The 21,693-nt window shown below is 37.7% G+C and carries 25 protein-coding genes; all 25 read left to right on the top strand.

Annotated elements, in window-relative coordinates:
* Window positions 1–13 precede the first annotated feature (13 nt).
* The 25 genes from fliE (at window position 14) to V4T18_RS07660 (ending at window position 21,685) form a co-directional block, all read left to right on the top strand.
* Entirely contained in the window at window positions 14–325 is a 312-nt protein-coding gene (fliE, locus tag V4T18_RS07780; RefSeq protein WP_442916913.1) for a flagellar hook-basal body complex protein FliE, read from the top strand.
* Between the two features lie 60 nt (window positions 326–385).
* The gene (fliF, locus tag V4T18_RS07775) at window positions 386–1,981 is read left to right on the top strand and encodes a flagellar basal-body MS-ring/collar protein FliF (protein ID WP_332648425.1); all 1,596 of its coding nucleotides are present in this window, start codon (window positions 386–388) and stop codon (window positions 1,979–1,981) included.
* Window positions 1,982–1,995: 14 nt separating this feature from the next.
* A complete protein-coding gene (gene fliG, locus V4T18_RS07770) occupies window positions 1,996–3,009 on the top strand; it encodes a flagellar motor switch protein FliG (RefSeq protein ID WP_332648423.1) in 1,014 nt (337 codons plus the stop codon).
* On the top strand, window positions 3,002–3,787 hold the full coding sequence (fliH, locus tag V4T18_RS07765) for a flagellar assembly protein FliH (protein ID WP_332648421.1): 786 nt from the start codon (window positions 3,002–3,004) through the stop codon (window positions 3,785–3,787). Before fliG ends, fliH begins: the two co-directional genes overlap by 8 nt.
* A 5-nt stretch (window positions 3,788–3,792) precedes the next feature.
* Window positions 3,793–5,118, top strand: coding sequence for a flagellar protein export ATPase FliI (gene fliI / locus V4T18_RS07760; protein ID WP_332648419.1), 1,326 nt, complete (start codon window positions 3,793–3,795; stop codon window positions 5,116–5,118).
* Window positions 5,118–5,567: a flagellar export protein FliJ gene (fliJ, locus tag V4T18_RS07755; protein ID WP_332648418.1), complete on the top strand. Its 450-nt coding sequence runs from the start codon at window positions 5,118–5,120 to the stop codon at window positions 5,565–5,567. The genes fliI and fliJ overlap by 1 nt, the downstream gene beginning before the upstream one ends.
* A gap of 4 nt (window positions 5,568–5,571) precedes the next feature.
* Window positions 5,572–6,177 (top strand): MotE family protein, encoded by a 606-nt coding sequence (locus V4T18_RS07750; protein WP_332648416.1) that lies wholly within the window; start codon window positions 5,572–5,574, stop codon window positions 6,175–6,177.
* A gap of 14 nt (window positions 6,178–6,191) precedes the next feature.
* On the top strand, window positions 6,192–7,442 hold the full coding sequence (locus V4T18_RS07745; protein ID WP_332648415.1) for a flagellar hook-length control protein FliK: 1,251 nt from the start codon (window positions 6,192–6,194) through the stop codon (window positions 7,440–7,442).
* 2 nt (window positions 7,443–7,444) lie between these two features.
* Window positions 7,445–8,155 (top strand): flagellar hook assembly protein FlgD, encoded by a 711-nt coding sequence (flgD, locus tag V4T18_RS07740; RefSeq protein ID WP_332648413.1) that lies wholly within the window; start codon window positions 7,445–7,447, stop codon window positions 8,153–8,155.
* Between the two features lie 20 nt (window positions 8,156–8,175).
* Window positions 8,176–8,541 carry a TIGR02530 family flagellar biosynthesis protein gene (locus V4T18_RS07735; RefSeq protein ID WP_332648461.1) on the top strand — a complete coding sequence of 122 codons (366 nt, stop codon included), beginning with the start codon at window positions 8,176–8,178 and terminating at the stop codon, window positions 8,539–8,541.
* Between the two features lie 76 nt (window positions 8,542–8,617).
* The gene (locus tag V4T18_RS07730) at window positions 8,618–9,592 is read left to right on the top strand and encodes a flagellar hook-basal body complex protein (RefSeq protein WP_332648412.1); all 975 of its coding nucleotides are present in this window, start codon (window positions 8,618–8,620) and stop codon (window positions 9,590–9,592) included.
* Between the two features lie 75 nt (window positions 9,593–9,667).
* Window positions 9,668–9,892 (top strand): flagellar FlbD family protein, encoded by a 225-nt coding sequence (locus V4T18_RS07725; RefSeq protein WP_332648410.1) that lies wholly within the window; start codon window positions 9,668–9,670, stop codon window positions 9,890–9,892.
* The gene (gene fliL / locus V4T18_RS07720; RefSeq protein WP_332648409.1) at window positions 9,879–10,307 is read left to right on the top strand and encodes a flagellar basal body-associated protein FliL; all 429 of its coding nucleotides are present in this window, start codon (window positions 9,879–9,881) and stop codon (window positions 10,305–10,307) included. The genes V4T18_RS07725 and fliL overlap by 14 nt, the downstream gene beginning before the upstream one ends.
* A gap of 29 nt (window positions 10,308–10,336) precedes the next feature.
* On the top strand, window positions 10,337–11,332 hold the full coding sequence (fliM, locus tag V4T18_RS07715; protein ID WP_332648407.1) for a flagellar motor switch protein FliM: 996 nt from the start codon (window positions 10,337–10,339) through the stop codon (window positions 11,330–11,332).
* Complete coding sequence (fliY, locus tag V4T18_RS07710; RefSeq protein WP_332648405.1) at window positions 11,325–12,566, top strand: flagellar motor switch phosphatase FliY; 1,242 nt, start codon at window positions 11,325–11,327, stop codon at window positions 12,564–12,566. The genes fliM and fliY overlap by 8 nt, the downstream gene beginning before the upstream one ends.
* Window positions 12,567–12,588: 22 nt before the next feature.
* On the top strand, window positions 12,589–12,951 hold the full coding sequence (locus V4T18_RS07705) for a response regulator (RefSeq protein ID WP_188225179.1): 363 nt from the start codon (window positions 12,589–12,591) through the stop codon (window positions 12,949–12,951).
* Window positions 12,952–12,988: 37 nt separating this feature from the next.
* A complete protein-coding gene (locus V4T18_RS07700; RefSeq protein WP_332648398.1) occupies window positions 12,989–13,627 on the top strand; it encodes a flagellar biosynthetic protein FliO in 639 nt (212 codons plus the stop codon).
* Window positions 13,624–14,289 carry a flagellar type III secretion system pore protein FliP gene (fliP, locus tag V4T18_RS07695; RefSeq protein WP_332648395.1) on the top strand — a complete coding sequence of 222 codons (666 nt, stop codon included), beginning with the start codon at window positions 13,624–13,626 and terminating at the stop codon, window positions 14,287–14,289. Before V4T18_RS07700 ends, fliP begins: the two co-directional genes overlap by 4 nt.
* Window positions 14,290–14,302: 13 nt before the next feature.
* Window positions 14,303–14,572, top strand: a complete 270-nt coding sequence (gene fliQ, locus V4T18_RS07690) for a flagellar biosynthesis protein FliQ (RefSeq protein WP_332648391.1) — start codon at window positions 14,303–14,305, stop codon at window positions 14,570–14,572.
* 4 nt (window positions 14,573–14,576) lie between these two features.
* Entirely contained in the window at window positions 14,577–15,353 is a 777-nt protein-coding gene (gene fliR / locus V4T18_RS07685; protein ID WP_332648388.1) for a flagellar biosynthetic protein FliR, read from the top strand.
* Window positions 15,354–15,355: 2 nt separating this feature from the next.
* Window positions 15,356–16,444, top strand: coding sequence for a flagellar biosynthesis protein FlhB (gene flhB / locus V4T18_RS07680; protein WP_332648385.1), 1,089 nt, complete (start codon window positions 15,356–15,358; stop codon window positions 16,442–16,444).
* A gap of 26 nt (window positions 16,445–16,470) precedes the next feature.
* Window positions 16,471–18,504, top strand: coding sequence for a flagellar biosynthesis protein FlhA (gene flhA / locus V4T18_RS07675; RefSeq protein ID WP_332648383.1), 2,034 nt, complete (start codon window positions 16,471–16,473; stop codon window positions 18,502–18,504).
* On the top strand, window positions 18,501–19,658 hold the full coding sequence (flhF, locus tag V4T18_RS07670) for a flagellar biosynthesis protein FlhF (RefSeq protein WP_332648380.1): 1,158 nt from the start codon (window positions 18,501–18,503) through the stop codon (window positions 19,656–19,658). Before flhA ends, flhF begins: the two co-directional genes overlap by 4 nt.
* Window positions 19,658–20,530, top strand: a complete 873-nt coding sequence (locus tag V4T18_RS07665) for a MinD/ParA family protein (protein WP_332648377.1) — start codon at window positions 19,658–19,660, stop codon at window positions 20,528–20,530. The genes flhF and V4T18_RS07665 overlap by 1 nt, the downstream gene beginning before the upstream one ends.
* Window positions 20,531–21,685 carry a protein-glutamate methylesterase/protein-glutamine glutaminase gene (locus tag V4T18_RS07660; protein WP_332648375.1) on the top strand — a complete coding sequence of 385 codons (1,155 nt, stop codon included), beginning with the start codon at window positions 20,531–20,533 and terminating at the stop codon, window positions 21,683–21,685. It begins immediately after the preceding gene.
* The last annotated feature ends 8 nt before the right edge of the window (window positions 21,686–21,693 follow it).

The following is a 21,693-nucleotide window of genomic DNA, read 5'->3' as shown; positions in this document are numbered from 1 at the left end:
AGGAGGAGTGAAAGTGCCAATTAATTCTGTATCGATGATGACACCAACACAAATGGTGAATGAAACAAAAAAACTAGCTGCACCTAATACTTCATATCAAGCACAACAAACTTTTGCGAATACTTTGAAAGATGCCATTGCGAAAGTGAATGATCAGCAGATTCAATCAGATACGATGACGAATAAATTGATTAATGGCGGAGATGTTGATCTACATGAAGTGATGATTGCTTCTCAAAAAGCAAGTATTACATTAAATGCAACAATGGAAGTTCGTAATAAGGTGATTGATGCCTACCAAGAGATTATGCGAATGAGTGTATAATCCAAAGGTTAAAGCGGATCTTAAATTGTTGAAGCATTCACTATAACCGGAGGATTCATAATGAATGAACGACTAACAAAAGTAAAATCCGACTCCTCTAGATTTTGGACGAGTCGAACGAAAAATCAAAAAGGTGCACTAATAGGAATACTAGTCGCCGTTGTAGCAGTAGCTGGTATGCTTACATATTTCTCAACAAGAACGACAATGGTTCCCCTATTTGCTGAAATTTCTGCTAGTGAAGTAGGGCAAATTTCAGAGGTTTTAACATCACAGGGGGTTACATACGAAGTTGCACCTGGTGGAACAAATATTTTAGTACCTGAGGATCAAAAAGATCAATTAACGGTTTCCCTTGCCTCACAAGGATACCCAGAATCTGGAGGTATTAGCACCTCGTTCTTTACAGAAAATGCAGGGTTTGGAATGACAGATAATGAGTTTAATGTCATTAAAAAAGCAGCAACAGAAACTGAAATTGCCAACTTAGTTAAGCGTGTGCAAGGTGTAAAGGATGCTAAAGTAAATATTACTGTGCCAGAAGAAGGGATTTTTCTAGAGAGTTCTCAAGAGGAAGCGACAGCCGCTGTACTGTTAACGACAGATCCTGGAGTTAAATTCACAGATGAACAAATAAAAACACTATATAGCTTAGTTGAAAAAAGTGTACCGAAGCTAAGTACAGAAAACATTGAAATTTCCAATCAGTACGCGGAATACTTCGATTTAAATTCGGTGACAACGGATGGCAACTCAACGGAAACTCCTGAGGGTCAAATGGCCATTAAAAAACAAATCGAACGCGACATTCAGCGACAAATTCAAAATATGCTTGGGACAATGATGGGCCAGGATAAAGTGGTTGTCTCTGTTACTACAGACGTTGATTTCAAAAAAGAAAATCGTGAAGAAAACAGAGTTGAGCCTGTTGATGAAGAAAATATGAAGGGTATCGCGATTAGTGCCCAAACTATTACAGAAACATATTCAGGTAATGGCGCTTTAGCTGGTGGTACACCAGAAGCTGGAAATGAGACTGATAACTTCACAGATTATCAAGAAGGTATAACAGGTAATGGGGATTACGAGCGTGTTGAAGAAACAATTAACAACGATGTAAACCGAATCCGCCGTGAAATCCAGGAAAGTCCATATAAAATTCGAGATATTGGTATTCAAGTAATGGTAGAGCCACCTGTTGCGGACGATCCTGCTTCACTTGGTGAAAATGTACAAACTGATATTGAACAAATGTTAGGCACTATCGTACGAACATCAATTGATAAAGAAGCAGGAGGAGATTTATCCGAAGAAGCGATTAATCAAAAAATTGATGTTTCTGTACAACAATTCTATGGTAAGGATCCTTCACTTACGGAATCAGATTCAGTAATTCCTTGGTGGGTTTGGGTTGTTGTAGGAATACTGCTTGTAGCAATCGGACTCCTAGTATTCTTCATGCTACGCTCTCGTAAGCGGAAGCAACGTGAGGAAGAATTAAACATAATAGAACAACAGCAAGAATTGATGGTAGAAGACATTTCAGAAGAAAAAGAAACTGAAGCGACAGTGCGCCGTAAGCAATTGGAAAAAATGGCAAAAGATAAGCCGGATGATTTTGCAAAGCTATTGCGTAGTTGGATTGCTGAAGACTAATGGGAGGTTCGGCTGTGTCCAAGAAAGAAAAAGAGTTATCAGGGAAGCAAAAGGCGGCCTTACTATTAATTTCTCTAGGACCAGAAGTTTCGGCTTCTGTATATAAACATTTAACTGAAGAGGAAATCGAGCGTTTAACGCTGGAAATCTCAGGTGTAAAAAAAGTTGAATCGAGTGTGAAAGAAAATATTATTGAAGAGTTTCATAATATTGCCCTTGCGCAAGATTATATTACACAGGGTGGTATCGGCTATGCGAAAACGGTACTGGAAAAAGCGTTAGGTTCAGATCAGGCGCAAGCAATCTTAAACCGTTTAACATCTTCGTTGCAAGTTCGACCATTCGATTTTGCACGGAAAGCTGATCCTTCACAAATTTTTAACTTTATACAAAATGAGCACCCACAAACGATTGCACTTATCTTATCGTATTTAGAGGCAGGACAGGCGGGGATTATTCTATCCTCGCTTCCTCAAGAAGTACAAGCAGATATTGCAAAGCGTATTGCGGTAATGGATTCCACATCTCCAGAAGTAATTAGCGAAATTGAGTCGGTATTAGAGCGTAAGCTTTCTTCTACTGTGACGCAAGATTACACAGAAACAGGTGGAATCGATGCAGTCGTTGAAGTGCTTAATGGCGTAGATCGACAAACAGAAAAAACAATCTTAGATGCACTTGAAATTCAAGATCCAGAACTTGCAGAAGAAATTAAAAAGCGTATGTTCGTATTCGAAGATATCGTTACGCTGGACAATCGCTCCATTCAACGCGTTATTCGAGATTGTGAAAATGAGGATCTGTTACTTGCAATGAAAGTTTCAAGTGATGAGGTAAAAGATATTATTTTCCGTAATATGTCACAACGAATGGCGGATACGTTTAAGGAAGAAATGGAAATTATGGGTCCAGTACGTTTACGTGATGTAGAAGAGGCGCAATCACGAATTGTTGCAGTTATTCGTCGTTTAGAGGATGCTGGTGAAATCATTATTGCTCGCGGTGGAGGAGATGATGTAATTGTCTAGAATCATCCGCTCTTCATATACACAGCATACGGATGAAAAGGAGATTGAAATTCAACGATTCCATTTTTTTCAATCAGATGAATTGGCAATGGATGAAGTTGAAGCTGAGCCTCAAATCACACAAGAGCAAATTGTAGCGGAACGAGATAGATTAATAGCGAACGCAAAGCAAGAAATCGCGCTACAACATGAGCAATTTGAACAATATCGTGAAAAGCAGCTACAAGAGATTGAGCAACTTAAGCAGATGTGGGAAGAGGAAAAGTTAGTGCTACAACAGCAAGCGCATGAGGAAGGCTTTTCTCAAGGTTTTGATGAAGGAATCGCTAAAGCAAATGCAGAAATGGCTCAATCCTTAAAAGCTGCAAATGAGACGATGGTAGACGCTCAAAAAAATGCAAGTAGTTATATAGAGTCCCAAGAACAGGTTGTTTTAGAGCTTGGATTAAAGGTCGCTGAGCGTATTTTGAATGTGTCGTTAGAAGCTAATGAGGAGCTGTACATTTCAATCGTTAAACGTGCATTAAAAGAGGCGCGTGAAATGAAAGAAGTGAAGGTATATGTTTCTCCTGAATATCATGCAATCGTGACAAGGAATCACGATGAGCTGGCTGAGATGTTCCCTACCGACGTACCATTTTTAATTTTCGTCAACGAAGATTTAACAAGCACTGAAAGTTATATCGAAACAAACCATGGACGTATCATTGTCACAATTGATACACAGCTAAACGAGTTACGTCTAAAGCTAAGAGAAATACTAGATAGTAAGGAATGATACGGATGAAAGCGGCTCAATTAATCGAGCAAATACCTAATATATCAACTTTTAAAAAGTTTGGTAAGGTTTCAAGAGTAGTTGGTTTAATGATTGAGTCACAGGGTCCGGAAAGTTCTATTGGTGATGTTTGTAAAATCCATGTCAATTCATCTAAAAATGGTCACCAGGTGATTTTAGCGGAAGTTGTTGGATTTAAAGATGAAATTGTTGTACTTATGCCATTCTCATCATTACGTGAAATTTCTATCGGTTGTTTAGTAGAGGGCACAGGTAAACCTTTAGAAGTGAAGGTTGGGCCAGAATTAATTGGGAAAGTACTGGATTCAATGGGAAATCCATATGACGGCTTTGCACTGCCTAGAGGGCTCGTTTCAGTTCCAACAGAGCAGGAACCACCAAATCCGATGACACGCCCCCCTATTAATGAACGGTTAGAAGTTGGTGTAAAAGCGATTGACGGGATGCTGACGGTTGGTAGCGGTCAACGGGTAGGTATTTTTGCGGGCTCAGGGGTTGGTAAAAGTACGCTTCTAGGAATGATTGCAAGAAATACTTCGGCACAGCTAAACGTTATTGCACTTGTCGGAGAGCGTGGTCGTGAAGTACGGGAGTTTATTGAGCGAGATTTAGGGCCAGAGGGATTAAGTCGATCAATTGTTGTTGCAGCTACGAGTGACCAGCCGGCCCTAATGCGAATTAAAGCTGCATTTACTGCAACCGCAATAGCTGAATATTTCCGTGACCGAGGAATGAACGTGATGTTAATGATGGATTCTGTTACACGTGTTGCAATGGCGCAGCGAGAAATTGGACTAGCAGTAGGTGAGCCACCTGCAACTCGTGGATACACTCCGTCGGTATTTGCAATATTGCCAACTCTACTAGAGCGTACAGGTACAAATTTAAAGGGGACAATAACGGCCTTTTATACGGTGCTTGTCGACGGAGACGATATGAATGAGCCAATCGCTGATGCAGTCAGAGGTATATTAGATGGTCATATTGTGCTAGATCGCACACTAGCGAATAAAGGTCAGTACCCGGCGATCAATGTTCTTAAAAGTGTCAGTCGTTTAATGAACCATGTAGCAGAGCCTATGCATGTTGAAGGAGCTTCGAGATTAAGAGAGTTATATTATACGTATTCGAAGTCAGAGGATTTAATCAATATCGGTGCATATAAACGAGGAACATCAAAAGAGATTGATGAAGCAATCCATTATGAGCCTCTGATCACAGCATTTTTAAAACAAGGCTTTAAAGATAAGGTTTCTATAGAGCAAACGGTGAATGAATTAGTAGCATTATCGAATGGTGGTGCGAAGTAATGATGAAATATACATATCGCTTTGAAAAGGTACTAACGATTCGTGAGCAAGAAAAGCATGAAACTGAAATTGCATATAAAGAATCTGTTCGCGACTTCGAGGAGATTGCTACAAAGCTATATGACATATTAAAGAAAAAAGAAGATCTACTCTCGTTTCAGCAAAAGCGCTTAGAAATTGGTTCATCTATTGATGAAGTAAGTCATTATGCACGCTTTATAGATAGCATGGAAAAGACGATTGAGGATATACAGAAAAAAGTAGTACAGGCCCGTGCGAAAATGAATTGGCATGAGCAAAAGTTGGTAGAAAAAAACTTGGAAGTACGTAAATATGAAAAAATGCGCGAAAAAGATTTTGAGCTATTTAAAGAAGAACAAAATCGATTAGAAACCATACATTTGGACGAGCTTTCTTCACTTGCGTACTACAGGAAAGAAATCAGGTGATTTCATGGCAAAAAATGATGCAAAAAAAATAGAAAATGAACGAATTGATGAAATAGAAAAAAAACCAGGTTTTTTTCAAAAACTATTTTTCTGGTTTTTGATCCCGGTACTCTTTACAGTGGCAATTCTATTAATCATTGCGACAGTCACAAATACAAATGTGTTTCAGTTTGCAGATAAAGTGACAGATTCTTTACCATTTGTTTCTTCAAAAGAAGATGTAGTTGAAAATACGTCTTTAAGTAAAGAAAAAATTGTGAAATTACAAGCTGAAATTCAAGAAAAAGAAGCCCAAATCACACAATTACAATCAGAAATCGAATCAGCTTCATCTGAAAAAGAGGAATTAGTAATCGAACAAGAACGACTACTTTATGAAATAGAAACGTTAAAGCGCACTCAGGAAGAGAATAAGCTAGAATTTGCGGCTGTATTAGACACATACAAGAATATGTCGGCTAAATCAGCGGCACCTATTTTAGTGGAAATGAGTGAACCTGAAGCTTTACGAATTATGTCTAATTTAGATGCTGAACAGCTATCGGCTATTTTTTCGAAAATGAGCCCTGCTGATGCAGCGAAATTTACTGAACTACTTTCTCAACAATGAGGGGAGGTGAAAAAATGGATATCGCTATAATGCAAATGGCTTCTCAAAAAGTGCCGGTAGCAAAACAAAAGCAACCTCAAAGTCAGTCGGTTGAATCTGTAAAAACACCAGGAGAAACTCCTTCATTCGATAAAGTATTTAATGAGGCGGTTGCAACTTCTGATACTTCTGTACATCAACAATCTACAGACGATACAACAACAGGCACGCAAGAACAAGCGATAGCAGAAGCTTCTGAAGTAGTAGAGGCGGGTTCCTTACAAGCTTTATTTGACTTGTTAGGCATTGCCTATGATGAGAGTATGATGTTTGCAGAAATCGCTGGTGAAACAATAGCGATTGAGGAAATGCTTAATTTAGAGGACTTAACGGCAGCACTAGGTATGACAGAAGAGCAGCTTAAGGGCATAATCCAACAGCTGTTAGGTGAAGAAACACCGCTTAATGATGTTTGGTCCGTACTTGAGCAAGCGCCTGCGTTGTTAGCTCAAATCGCTTCAGCTCTTAAAGGGGAGCACAATATTGTAACACCAAAAGAAGCTGCACAAGTAGTAGAATTTTTAAAGCTGGCGCAAATGGTAGGGATGAAAACTGATACAGTTTATCAGCAAGAGTTCCAATTAGCGCAAACAAAGGATAGTTTACAGTCTTTAATTACAAGGCTTCAGCCTGTTCAACAACTCCAGCAGGAAGCACCGAAAACAGTGTTGTTTCAGCAGGTTGTGAAACAAGCTACTCAGCAGTCGTCAGCAAAGGAAACGGAGGCACCTCAAGTGAATGTTAACCATCAGCAGACGACTACACAAACGAAAACTGTAACTATTACATTACCAGCTGAACGATCAGCTCAATCAGAAGCGCTAGTTAAAGAAATTCAAAATTTATTGAATCGTAGTCAAATCTCTAATCAGCAAGGTTCAATGAAGCTTTTATTAAAGCTTTTCCCTGAAAATTTAGGGCAAATTCGTATTGAGCTTGTTCAAAAAGATGGCATTATGACAGCGCGATTACTTGCATCCACTGCGGTGGGGAAAGAATTGCTTGATTCTAACTTACAGCAGCTTAAAACGGCATTCGTAGCTCAAAATATTCAAATGGAGCGAATTGATGTAGCGCAATCACTTCAAGATGCAGGACGCAACTTACGTGATCAAAACTTCTTTAATAATTTCTTCCGTCAACAAGGGGAAGAGCAAGAAGAGAATAAAGAAGATGAAGATGAAGAGAAAAAATCCTTCAGCGAATTTTTAAGTGAGGAGGTATAGGTATGACAAAAACATCAGGTATTCCGGATAATTCTTATTTAAATACATCTAATATTATGTATACGACAAATAATGATAACGGTGCATTGGGTAAAGATGCCTTTTTAAAAATACTAATTACCCAGTTGCAAAACCAAGACCCAACAAACCCAATGGATGACCGTGAGTTTATATCGCAAATGGCTCAGTTTTCATCTTTAGAGCAGATGCAGAATATGACAAAAGCCATGGAAGCCTTATTGATGTCACAGATGGAAACACAATTAATGTCCTATACATCTTTTATCGGAAAAGAAGTAAAATGGCATGAGGTAACTGACAAAAAGGATGACCAAGGTAAGCCTATTATCGAAGAGGGTACGGGTGTAATCACGGAAGTTAAGTTTAAAGATGGCAGTCCAGTCTTTATATTAGATAGTGGAAAAGAAATTGCTCCGGGTAATATCTCGTCTATTCTAGCAAATGGTTCAACTGCTGGTGCTGAAAACCCATTCGCTCAGGCAAGTAAATTAATCGGTGAAAAGATTCAATATACTGAGGGCGATGTGACACTGCAGGCGACAATCGAAGCGATTACGAACAAAAATGGCATTATTGAGTATATTTTGAACAACGGTTCTCGTCTAACGAGAGAGCAGTTTACTTTATTATCAGATTTAGAAAATGAAGGTAATGAAAGCGATAAAGAAGAAAGTGAAACGGAAACTGTGTAAGAATGGGGTAAGAACATATGATGAATAAAATTACTATTCAACATGTTCCATTTCATCCAAATTTAAGGCCAGCGCCACCTACGCCTAGAACGGAAAAGCAATCCTTTTTAGAGCATCTACAACAAGCGCACCAAGAATTAAAAATTAGTAAACACGCTTCTGAAAGGATGCAGGAGCGAAATATTGAGATTTCTGATGAACAATGGCGGGAAGTAACCGAAAAGGTGAATGAAGCGCGTGAAAAGGGAGTAAAGCAGCCGTTAGTTATAATGGATCAAGCAGCCTTAATCGTTAGTGCAAAAAATGCCACGGTTATTACAGCAATGGATCGCCTTGAATCGAAGTCGCAATTATTTACAAATATTGATGGAACAATCGTACTATAGGCAGGACCTCAAGAGGATGCCTTTTATCGCTGACTGATTGAAGCGATACTTAATTCAGAAGGGAGAACGACAACTTATGTTACGTTCAATGTATTCAGGTATTTCAGGGTTACGCAACTTCCAAACAAAATTAGATGTAATTGGTAATAATATTTCCAATGTAAATACGTATGGATTTAAAAAAGGTCGTACAGTTTTTAAAGATTTAATTTCGCAAACGCAATCTGGTGCTTCAGGTACTTCTCAAACACGTGGTGGTACAAATGCAAAGCAAATTGGATTAGGTTCTCAATTAGCTGCGATTGATACAATTCATGGTAATGGTGCATTACAAAATACAGGGCGTACTTTAGACCTTGGGCTTGCTGGGGAAGGGTTCTTTATGGTTGCTGACTCTGAAGCGTATGCGCCAGGAACTCCGCCGACTCCAGGGGCTGCAACAGGGACTGAAAATATTGCATATACACGAGCAGGTAATTTTTATATGAACTCGGATGGATACTTAATCAACTCTGATGGTAAATATCTCGTAGGTTACGCGAATACTAATATTGATGCATACGATAGTCCGACAGGGGGCATTTCTAACTTCGACACAGAAAAGGATATAATAACTCCAGGAGCTAGTATTTACGATCCAACAACTGGTACATTCACTACATTTACTAATGATGTTGCGCCAATTCGTATTCCAACGACAGCACAATCATATAGTATCGGACAAGATGGGGTAGTTTCATTTACAGATGCTGAAGGAAAATTACAGTATGCAGGTACGATCATTTTAGCAAAATTCCCGAATGCTGAAGGATTAGAAAAAATGGGAAGTAACTATTTCAGAGAAACACAAAATTCTGGGGATATTTATGTGCAAGCAGGTACCCAGGATGGACTTGGAAAAATCGAATCTGGTTTCTTAGAAATGTCCAACGTTGACCTTTCAGAAGAATTCACAGAGATGATTGTTGCGCAGCGTGGATTCCAGGCAAATACGCGTATTATTACGACATCGGATGAAATTCTCCAAGAGCTAGTAAACTTAAAACGTTAATCTAGATTGATAATATAAAATTTCATTGCAAGGGAGGGTCGGGCCGGCTCTCATGGAGGACCCGGCCCCATTTCAATGATTGAACTTACTCGCCTAAATGGCAAGGCGTTTTCGTTAAACGCGTTATACATAGAGACAGTCGAAGCATTTCCTGACACAACCATTACGCTAACGACTGGGCGTAAATTTATCGTTTTAGAAACTGAGCAACAGGTGCGACAAAAGGTGAATGCCTTTTATCAACATATACAAATTTTATCAAACCCGCATCTAAGAGGTGATGAAAATGAAGAAGAATAAATTGTTAACAATAATGCTCATTATTATAGTTTCCATTACTTTAATCGGTGTGCTCGTGTTAGTTTTAACGACACAACTTAATAAAGAGCCAGAATCTGTAGAGGCTTCGATTGATGATATTATTTTAGCATCAGTAGATATTCCTGAAATTACAACAAATTTAGCAGACGGCGGTTATGCTCGCCTGCAGCTGAAAATTCAAACGGATAGTGAAGAAGCGGCAGAGGAATTAACAAAACGAGTATTCCAAGTAAACAACATCGTTATTCATGAATTATCTGAAATGGAAGTAAAAGATTTAGAAGGCAAGCAAGGAAAAGTACTATTTGAAAAAGCAATTAAAGCACATATTAACGAATTGATGCAAGAGGGTGAAGTACAGCAAGTTTATATAACTTCCTACATCATTCAGTAAAAGAAACATCTTGAAATGGAGGTGGGCAAATGGCAGGAGATGTGCTTTCCCAATCCGAAATTGATGCGCTGCTATCCGCTATATCCACGGGAGAAATGTCAGCAGATGAAATGAAAAAAGAAGATGAGGTTAGAAAAGTCAAGGTATATGACTTTAAACGCGCACTTCGTTTTTCTAAGGATCAAATTCGAAGTTTAACTAGGATTCATGAAAACTTTGCAAGATTACTTACGACATTTTTCTCAGCACAGCTTAGAACCTATGTCCAAATTACGGTTGCGTCTGTTGACCAAATACCGTTCGAAGAGTTTGTTCGTTCAATACCGAATATGACGTTAATAAACGTGTTTGAAGTACCGCCACTCGATGGTAACATACTAATGGAAATTAATCCGAACATTGCATATTCGATGTTGGATCGATTGATGGGTGGTTCAGGTTCAAGTCATAGTAATGTAGATAACTTAACAGAAATAGAAACAAAGATTATGACGAACTTATTTGAACGTTCATTTGATAACTTACGTGAAGCATGGGAAAATATTGTAGAAATTGATCCTATGCTCATAGAACTTGAAGTAAACCCGCAGTTTTTACAAATGATTTCACCAAATGAAACAGTAGTTGTTATTTCTTTAAATACGATTATTGGTGAAACAACGGGTATGATTAATATTTGTTTACCGCACGTAGTCTTAGAGCCAATCGTACCAAACCTTTCAGTGCGTTATTGGATGCAAACAAACACAAAAGCAATGTCGCCTGAACAAACGAAAATGCTTGAAACTCGTGTGAAACAAGCTTCTTTACCGGTTATTGCAGAATTAGGTACCACTACAATTTCAGTAGAAGATTTCTTAACAATGAGTGCTGGAGATGTCATTGATTTAGAACAAAAAATCACAGATCCGCTCGTATTAAAAGTAGGAACGCTACCTAAGTTTACTGTACAGCCAGGAAAATTAAACAAAAAAATGGCAATCCAGATTATCGACCCGTTGAAAGGAGATGACAGCGATGAGTGATGAAATGCTTTCCCAAGAAGAAATTGAAGCGCTATTAAGAGGCGAAACATTAGAAGATAAAAATCTAGATTCAGATTCAACAGATTCAACAGATTCAAATGATACACTTATTGTAGAAGACTATTTAAGTCTAATTGAACAAGATGCATTAGGAGAAGTGGGGAATATTTCCTTTGGTAGTTCGGCTACTGCACTTTCAGCTCTCTTAGGGCAAAAGGTTGACATTACAACTCCAAGTATTAGCATGATTAATCGTAACAAGCTAGAAGAGGAGTTTCCGCATCCGTATGTAGCTGTTCAAGTTGAATATACAATTGGCTTATCCGGAATGAATCTTCTAGTTATTAAACAATCAGACGCAGCTATTATTGCAGATTTAATGCTTGGTGGAGATGGTCTTAATCCCAAGCCTGAATTAGGTGAAATTCAATTAAGTGCCGTTCAAGAAGCGATGAATCAAATGATGGGCTCAGCTGCCACATCGATGTCTACTGTATTTAATAAAAAGGTGGATATTTCACCACCTTCAATAGATTTAATGAATATTTCTAAAAATGAAGGTCGAGATAATATACCAGATGAAGATTTACTGGTGCGTATTTCGTTCAGATTACGAATCGGTGAATTAATTGATTCAAATTTAATGCAATTACTCCCTTTAAACTTTAGTAAAAAAATAGTAAAGTCATTAATGGGAGAGAGTGAAGAGGAAGAGGTTGCTGCAACAGCTACAGCTCCAACACAAGAGCCTTTAGCACCTGTGCAACCTTCTATACAATCAGCTCCTACGCAATCGTCGATGCAACAGGTACCTCAGCAACCGATGTACGAGCAACCAATGTATGGACAAACTGCAGCACCTGTATATCAGCAACCGATGTATCAAACGCCGCCACAGCCTATGCAACAACCAGTTAATGTTCAGCAAGCTCAATTTACTAGCTTTGAAGCGGCAAATATTACGCAATCTGAAGCGCGTAATTTAAACATGCTTTTAGACATTCCACTACAAGTAACTGTAGAGTTAGGTCGTACAAAGCGCTCCGTAAAAGAGATATTAGAACTATCTAGTGGTTCAATTATTGAACTCGATAAACTCGCTGGTGAACCTGTTGATATTTTAGTAAATAGTCGTTTAATTGCTAAAGGCGAAGTAGTAGTAATTGATGAAAACTTCGGTGTACGTATTACAGATATTTTAAGCCAAGCAGATCGCTTGAATAATTTAAGATAGTTTTAATTGGAGGAATCTTACTATGTCTAAAAAGATTTTAATTGTTGATGATGCAGCGTTTATGCGCATGATGATCAAAGATATTTTAACGAAAAATGGATTTGAAGTCGTTGGAGAAGCTGCTGATGGTGTTCAAGCAGTAGAAAAGTACAATGAATTACGTCCTGATTTAGTAACGATGGATATTACAATGCCTGAAATGGACGGCATTGCTGCATTAAAGGCAATTAAAGGAACTGATCCAAGTGCAATTGTCATAATGTGTTCTGCAATGGGACAACAAGCTATGGTAATTGATGCCATTCAAGCGGGTGCAAAAGATTTCATCGTTAAGCCTTTCCAAGCTGATCGTGTAATTGAAGCAATTCAAAAAGCATTAGGTTAAAAAGATGCCTGAAAAAAAATCATTACATTACTTATGGATGGTTTTTGCATTACTGTTGGTTATGAACTTTGTGGTACCCACACAATTCGTTGCTGCCTCGCAAGGTAATCAAATGATTACCGATTGCATAGAAGATAAGAGCAAATGCGAGGATAGCGATGTAACAGATGCTGAAACGGAAGGTACTGAATCGGCATCTGGTATGGGTCTACTAGAATACATAAAAATCCTGTTATCTTTAGTTTTTGTAATAGGACTACTAATAGCAGTACTCAAGTTTTTAAATAAGCGTAATTTAAACTACCAGCAAAATAGTGTGATTCGAAATATTGGTGGTTTATCCGTTGGAGCGCAAAAATCCGTACAGCTTCTGCATATAGGAGATCGGTTGTACATCGTTGGTGTGGGAGAAGATGTTCACCTACTAAATGAGATTAAGGATCCAAACGAAATCGCGCAAATTTTAAAAATATATAATGATAAACAAAGTAATGCATCAACCTCTCCTTATATTGCCGAACTTTTTGCCAAATTCAAAACGAAAAAAGCCCCTGTCGATGAACAGCAGAACGGACAAGGCTTTAGCGAAATTTTAGATAAACGTTTATCTGAAATAAAAAAAGAGCGTAGTGATGAATTGGAAAGATGGAAAGAAAAGGAGAACGATAAAAAATGACAGATTTCATATCGATCTTTTCTGAAAGCGATCCAACGAACGTCTCTACATCTGTGAAACTGTTAATCTTATTAACAGTTCTTTCTTTAGCACCAAGCATTTTAATTTTAATGACTTCGTTTGCGCGTATTGTAATAGTACTATCTTTTACAAGGACTGCATTAGCTACCCAGCAAATGCCTCCAAATCAAGTGATAATAGGTCTTGCCTTATTTTTAACCTTCTTTATTATGGCGCCAACCTTTCAGCAAGTAAATGAACAAGCTCTCCAACCTTTATTCGACGAGGAAATAGGTTTAGAGGAAGCGTATGAAAGAGCGGCAGTCCCTTTTAAAGAGTTTATGGCTAAACATACTAGACAAAAGGATTTAGAACTATTTATTGAGTACAATCAGGCTGAACGTCCAGAAGCTATTGAAGATATCCCGTTAACAATGCTTGTACCTGCTTTTGCATTGAGCGAAATTAAAACGGCATTTCAAATGGGCTTTATGATTTTCATTCCATTTTTAGTAATCGATATGGTAGTCGCAAGTACACTCATGTCGATGGGGATGATGATGTTGCCACCGGTTATGATTTCGTTACCATTTAAAATACTGCTATTTATATTAGTAGATGGATGGTATCTAGTAATGAAATCTTTACTTCAAAGTTTTTAGGGGATGATACAGTATGACACAGGAAATGGTCATTTCAATTGCAGAAAGAGCGGTATATGTTGTCCTAATTACTTCTGGGCCTTTGTTACTTGTTGCACTTGTATCAGGTTTAATCGTGAGTATTTTCCAAGCTACCACATCTATTCAAGAGCAAACATTAGCATTTGTACCGAAAATTGTTGCGGTTCTTGTCGCGATTATATTTTTTGGGCCGTGGATGATATCTCAAATGACAAATTATTTTTATGATATTTTAAATAATTTAGTTCGATACATAGGGTGATACGATGGCTGAATTAGTTCCAAAAATATCAATTCTACTATTAATATTTGTAAGGGTTTCTGCTTTTTTCGTATCAGTCCCGTTGTTTTCGTATCGTACGATTCCGCCTCAAGTGAAAATCTCTTTAGCATTCGTTTTATCGTGGATGATGTACTATACATTTTCGATTGAGGCACTTCCGATTAACGGTGATTACATATTGCTAGTTTTGAAGGAAGCGGTAATAGGTCTAACACTAGGGATTACAGCATACATCATTCTTTCTGCTGTACAAATTGCAGGGAGTTTTATTGATTTCCAAATGGGATTTGCGTTAGCCAATATTGTGGATCCTCAAACAGGGGCACAAAGTCCTTTAATGGGGCAGTTTTTCAACTTTTTAGCCCTATTAGTGTTACTAGCGATTAATGGTCATCACTTAATTCTAGACGGGATTTTCTATAGCTATCAGTTTATGCCTATTGATCAATTTTTTCCGAATTTCGGTAGTGAAAACACAGTAGAATTTTTCATGAAGCTGTTCGTAGCTGTATTTGCTGTAGCGTTTCAAATGTCGGCTCCAATAATTGCAACTTTATTCTTAGTTACATTAGCTTTAGGAATTACAGGTAAAACTGTGCCTCAGCTTAATATTTTTGTTGTTGGTTTCCCGATAAAAATTGCAGTTGGTTTTATTATCCTCATCATTACAATGGGTGTTTTGGTCGAGGTAATGCAAAGTTTAATCGAGATGATGATTGTGTCGTTACGTAATTTGATGGTTATTTTAGGTGGTGCTTAAGTATGAAGCTATTAGTTTCATTAAATCTTCAATTTTTTGCAGGAGAAAAAACAGAAAAAGCAACACCGAAGAAACGTCAAGATGCTCGGAAAAAGGGACAAGTGTTAAAAAGCCAGGATGTAACAGCAGCCATTCTATTGCTTCTTATGTTTATGTTTTTAATATTTGCTGCCCCAATGATGCAAAATGGATTATTTTCCTTTTTACATCAAGCATTCCAGCGATATATGTTAATTGAAACATTAACAGCTGAAACTGCAATGGAAATTTATGTCGAATCACTTAAGCAAATGGCGATTATCGTTTTACCCATTATGGTCATTGCTGTCGTTGCAGGTATTGGAGCTAACTATTTGCAGTTTGGATTTTTATTTACGACTGAAACTTTAAAATTCGATTTAAAGAAAATTGATCCGATAAAGGGTATAAAAAAAATTATTTCAGTTCGAGCCATTATTAATTTAGTAAAGTCGTTATTAAAAATATCTTTTATTGGTGCGGTAACGACATTTGTAATTTGGGTGAATCTGGATGAAGTTTTATCACTATCCTTTCAAAGTCCATGGGAAACTTTAACAACGGTTGCGTATTTATCTGCATTGATGGGGGTTGCAGCCTCTATTATGCTCTTGCTGATTGCCCTTCTTGACTATATATATGAGAAGTTTGAATATGAAAAGCAATTAAAAATGTCAAAGCAAGACATTAAGGATGAGCATAAAAATGCAGAAGGTGACCCACTTATTAAATCTAAAATTAAGCAACGTCAGCGTGAGATGGCCATGCGTCGTATGATGCAAGAAGTACCGCATGCAGATGTCGTTATTACAAACCCGACTCACTATGCGATTGCTCTTAAATATGATGAAGAAAATATGGACGCGCCACGTGTTATTGCAAAGGGTACAGACTTTGTTGCTCAAAAAATAAAGATGATTGCTAATGAACATAACGTCATTATGGTGGAAAATCGTCCACTTGCGCGTGCGATGTATGATCAAGTAGAAATTGGTGATCCAGTGCCAGAAGAATTTTTCAAGGCGGTAGCAGAAATTTTAGCTTATGTATACCGAATTAAACGTAAGATTTAAAACACGTAACATTAGGAGGGAAAACCATGCAAGTTCGCGATTTAGGGGTTTTAGGTGCGGTTATTTTAATCGTAGCGATGCTCATCATCCCTCTACCAACATGGTTACTAAGTTTCTTAATTATTATTAACATTACATTAGCCCTATTAGTATTATTAACATCGATGAATATGAAGGAAGCGTTAGATTTCTCTATTTTTCCTACGGTAATATTACTGTTGACATTGTTTCGACTTGCTTTGTCTGTTTCTACGACTCGAGCAATTCTTGCAAATGGAGATGCGGGAGATGTAGTAGATACATTTGGTAATTTCGTAACAGGTGGAAATATTTTAGTCGGTCTCGTTATTTTCTTGTTACTAGTTATTATTCAATTTATCGTTATTACAAAAGGTTCCGAACGTGTTGCTGAGGTAGCAGCACGATTTACTTTAGATGCGATGCCAGGTAAGCAAATGAGTATTGATGCGGATTTAAATGCAGGTATTATTTCTGAAAAAGATGCTCGTGAACGTCGTGATAAGGTTGCGGGCGAGGCTGACTTTTATGGAGCTATGGACGGTGCGACAAAATTCGTAAAAGGTGATGCGATCGCCTCAATAATCATGGTATTTATCAATCTATTAGTAGGTATGATTATTGGAATAGTACAAATGGAAATGGCATTCGGCGAGGCTGCTAATCACTTCTCTATTTTAACTGTAGGTGATGGACTAGTATCACAAATTCCTGCTCTATTAATTTCAACTGCAACAGGTATCGTTGTTACGCGTGCAGCTTCTGATGGCAATTTAGGTGTGGATATTACAAATCAATTATTTGCACAGTCAAAATTACTTTATGTTGCAGCTGCTACAATTCTTTTACTAGGATTATTTACACCGATTCCAGGATGGATTACATTACCAATCGCTGCTTCACTTGCAATAGGCGCGTTCTTGATGAATCGTAAAAAAGAGGAAGATCCAGAAGAATTACTTGAGCTTGAACAAGAGGTTGCTACTGATACAATGAAGAGTCCAGAAAATGTAGTTAATTTATTAAGTGTTGACCCGATCGAATTTGAGTTTGGTTACGGCTTAATTCCATTAGTAGATGCGGCGCAAGGAGGGGACCTACTTGACCGAGTAGTCATGATTCGTCGTCAATTGGCTCTTGAACTGGGGATTGTTATCCCAGTCGTTCGTATTCGCGATAATATTCAGCTTCAACCGAATGAATATCGAATAAAAATAAAAGGTAATGAAATGGCTAGAGGCGAGTTATTACTTGATCACTATTTAGCGATGAGTCCAGGCGATGATGATTCAATCGATGGGATTGATACAATTGAGCCTTCATTCGGACTACCAGCAAAATGGATTACTGAGGTAGTAAAGGAAGATGCCGAAATGCTTGGCTATACTGTTGTTGATCCACCAAGTGTTGTATCTACGCATTTAACAGAAATGATTCGTGCAAATGCGCATGAATTACTGGGACGTCAGGAAACAAAGCAGCTTATCGATCATTTACGCGAAACTCATGCCATTTTAGTTGATGAGCTTACTCCTGCTCCTCTTTCTATAGGAGAAATTCAAAAAGTGTTGGCAAAGTTATTAAGAGAAAATGTATCTATTCGTAATTTACCAATTATTTTTGAAACACTCGCTGATTATTCGAAATTGACGAGTGATACAGATATTTTAACTGAATATGTACGACAGGCATTAGCTCGCCAGATCACTTCACAATTTGTGAATGGACAACCGGCATTAAAGGTAATTACTGTTTCTGGGAAAGTTGAAAAATTAGTAGCAGATAGTATACAGCAAACGGACCATGGGAATTACCTAGCGATGGACCCGCAAGAATCACAATATGTGCTTGAAGCCATTGCAAAGGAAGTGGAGCGTGTTTCGTTTATTGAGCAATCACCACTTATTTTATGTTCGCCGGGGGTTCGGTTGTATGTTCGCCAGCTTACAGAACGTTACTTCCCGCAAATTCCGATATTATCCTATAATGAACTAGATGCAGCAGTTGAAATACAAAGTGTCGGGGTGGTGAATGTAGAATGAAAATGAAGAAATATTATGCTCCATCTATTGCAGAAGCAATGAAGCTCATTCGTGCTGATTTAGGTGATGATGCAGTTATTTTAAATTCAAAAGTAGTTGTTACAAAGAAGTTATTCGGATTAGTTAAACAAAAAAGCTTTGAAGTAGTAGCAGGGGTGGACACGATGGAGAAAAAGTCAGTCGTTCCACCACTGCCAGATATTTCTCAAGTACCATCGACAAATGGGCAACCTGTTATGGATTCATACGTTGTACAGGATCAGAAGAGAGAAAATACTACAATAAACGAAGAATTAAAAAAGGAAATAGCAGATTTAAAATCGATTATGCAATCGATGCAAAGGCAAACAATTCAATCCCAATATCCAGATGAACTCTTGCCTTTTGTAGATTATTTAAAGCGTCAAGAGCTAAGCAAAGAGCTCATCACAGCGATTAGTGATGAGCTTTTTATGTATTTTAAAAATAGTGAACAGGAAATTCAGTTTGAAGAAATGCGTGCTTTAGCAGAGAACTATTTGCGAGAAAGATTAGCTCACCTTCCAATTCAAGCCTTATCGTATGAAAAACAATTCATTAATGTGCTTGGACCTACAGGGGTTGGTAAAACAACGACGATTGCGAAAATGGCTGCAAGAGCGGTTTTAGAAAATAAGAAAAAAGTAGGGTTTATCACTACAGATACATACCGTATTGCAGCGATTGAACAGCTGAAAACTTATGCTGGTTTATTACAGGCACCGGTCGAAATTGTCTATAACGTAGAAGATTATAAGGCAGCAATCGAGAAATTAGCTCATTTAGATATTGTTTTTATCGATACAGCAGGAAGAAACTATAAAGAAGCAAAATATGTAAACGATTTACAAAAGCTAGTTGATTTTAGTGAACAGGCCGAATCCCTACTAGTACTTTCATTAACTGCTAAAGAAAGAGATTTAGAGGCTATTATTGATCAGTTCGAGCAGCTTCCTATTGGGAAATTTATCTTTACGAAGTTAGATGAAACAAATTCCGTTGGCACTATGTTCAATTTAATGATTAAATATAATAAAGGACTTGCTTACTATACGGATGGACAAGAAGTACCAGAGGATATTGAGCAACCAGACCTAGATAAATTATTTGAATTGTTCTTTCAAGGAGAAGATTAATGAGAGATCAAGCGGAAAAATTAAGGATGAAAATGCTTGAAAGTGAAGGTGCTTTAGGGAAATCTATAGCTGTAGTTAGTGGGAAAGGCGGAGTAGGTAAAAGTAATTTTACGATGAATTTCGCCACACTACTTGCAAAAGAAGGTAAAAGAGTAGTTATTTTAGATATGGATATCGGCATGGGAAATATTCACATTCTAATTGGGAAAAGTGTACAATATAGTTTGAAGGACTATTTAGAAGGAAACTTGACTATTACAGAAGTTATGTACGAAGGTCCGAATGATTTACATTATATTTCCGGAGGCTCTGGAATGGGCTCACTTCTTGATTGGTCAGGTAATACGTTTGATTTATTAATAGAAGCATTCGAACATCTTCAAAAATCATTTGACTATATCTTGTTTGATATGGGCGCAGGAGCTACAAATTGGTCGCTGGAGCTACTAGTTTCCGTAGATGAAATTATTGTAATTTCTACTGCAGAACCGACAGCGATTATGGATGCCTATTCGATGATGAAATATATTAATTTAAAAGATAGTCAAAAAACTTTCTATTTATTATGTAACCGAGCCTTTACGGTAGAGGAGGGGCGAGAAACAGTAAATCGTCTTCATAGTGCAATGAATAAATTTTTGAAGAAAGAATGTGTCATTTTAGGTTCTTTACCTGAAGACCCAATCGTCCGTAAAGCAGTAAGAGAACAAGTGCCTTTTACGATTTCATATCCAGATGCACCGATTACAAAGACGATGAGGCAAATAGTTCAACGTTTTATTCATCACAGGGAAGATGAAGTTCATGCCCCAATAGAATCAAAAAATTTCTTATCAAAGCTTAAAAGTATTTTCTCGAAAGGACGTGATTAATTGGACTTCTCAAACAAAAGCAAGCTATTAATTGTTGATGACTCTGCTTTTATGAGAAAACTAATTAGCGACTTTTTTGTAGGTAATTCGAAAGTTGAAATTGCCGGTACGGCACGTAATGGGAAAGATGCAATCAAGAAAATTCAACAGTTAAAACCTAATGTTGTAACAATGGATGTAGAAATGCCAGAAATGAATGGTCTAGATGCCTTAAAAGAAATCATGACGATTTGTCCAGTTCCAGTAATCATGCTTTCGAGTACAACTCAAAGAGGTGCTGACAATACATTAACGGCGATGGAATATGGGGCAGTTGATTTTGTTGCAAAGCCAAGTGGTACTATTTCTTTAGATTTACACAAAATTAAAGAAGAGCTAGTGCATAAAGTTGAGCAAGCAACAGAAGTATCGGTTGCAAAATTAAAAAAGCCATTAAATATTAGTAAACCTCAAGAAGAGAAATCAATAATAAATTCTAAAGTTTTTGCAACATCGAGTAAACCTACAATGATTAGCAAAAAGGGAGCGGTGTCGAATGTATCTCTTCAATCGACTTTAAAAAAAGAGTGGAGCAAATCATCAAAAAAAATCGTACTTATCGGTACTTCTACAGGTGGGCCGCGTGCACTGCAGGAAGTTATAACAAAAATACCTGCGAACATTCAAGCACCAATTTTAATTGTACAGCATATGCCAGCTGGTTTTACTAAATCGCTTGCAACAAGGCTCGATCAATTAAGTGAGATCACTGTAAAAGAGGCAGAACATGGCGATATATTACAAAATGGAGTAGCGTATATTGCACCTGGAGGTTACCATTTGAAGCTACGAAAGGTTGGTACATCTTTTGCTATCGTGCTTGATCAAACAGAACCTCCTCGTTCAGGTCATCGCCCATCAGTTGATGTCATGTTTGAAGATGTAAGTAAGTATCAAGACCTTGATAAAATTGCAGTTATCATGACTGGAATGGGATATGACGGTTCGAAAGGTTTAATAGCTTTAAAACAAAAGGGTAACGTAATGGCCATTGCAGAGTCAGCAGAAACATGTATCGTATATGGAATGCCTAAAGCTGCCGTGGAAACGCAGCTTGTAGATGAAATAGCAGATGTTGACGATATTGCACAAAGTATTATGAAATTTATGTTTTAAAGGGGTGT

Source organism: Lysinibacillus sp. 54212, from assembly GCF_036662795.1.
GTDB lineage: Bacteria > Bacillota > Bacilli > Bacillales_A > Planococcaceae > Lysinibacillus_B.
This window is presented reverse-complemented; position numbering and strand designations above follow the sequence as displayed.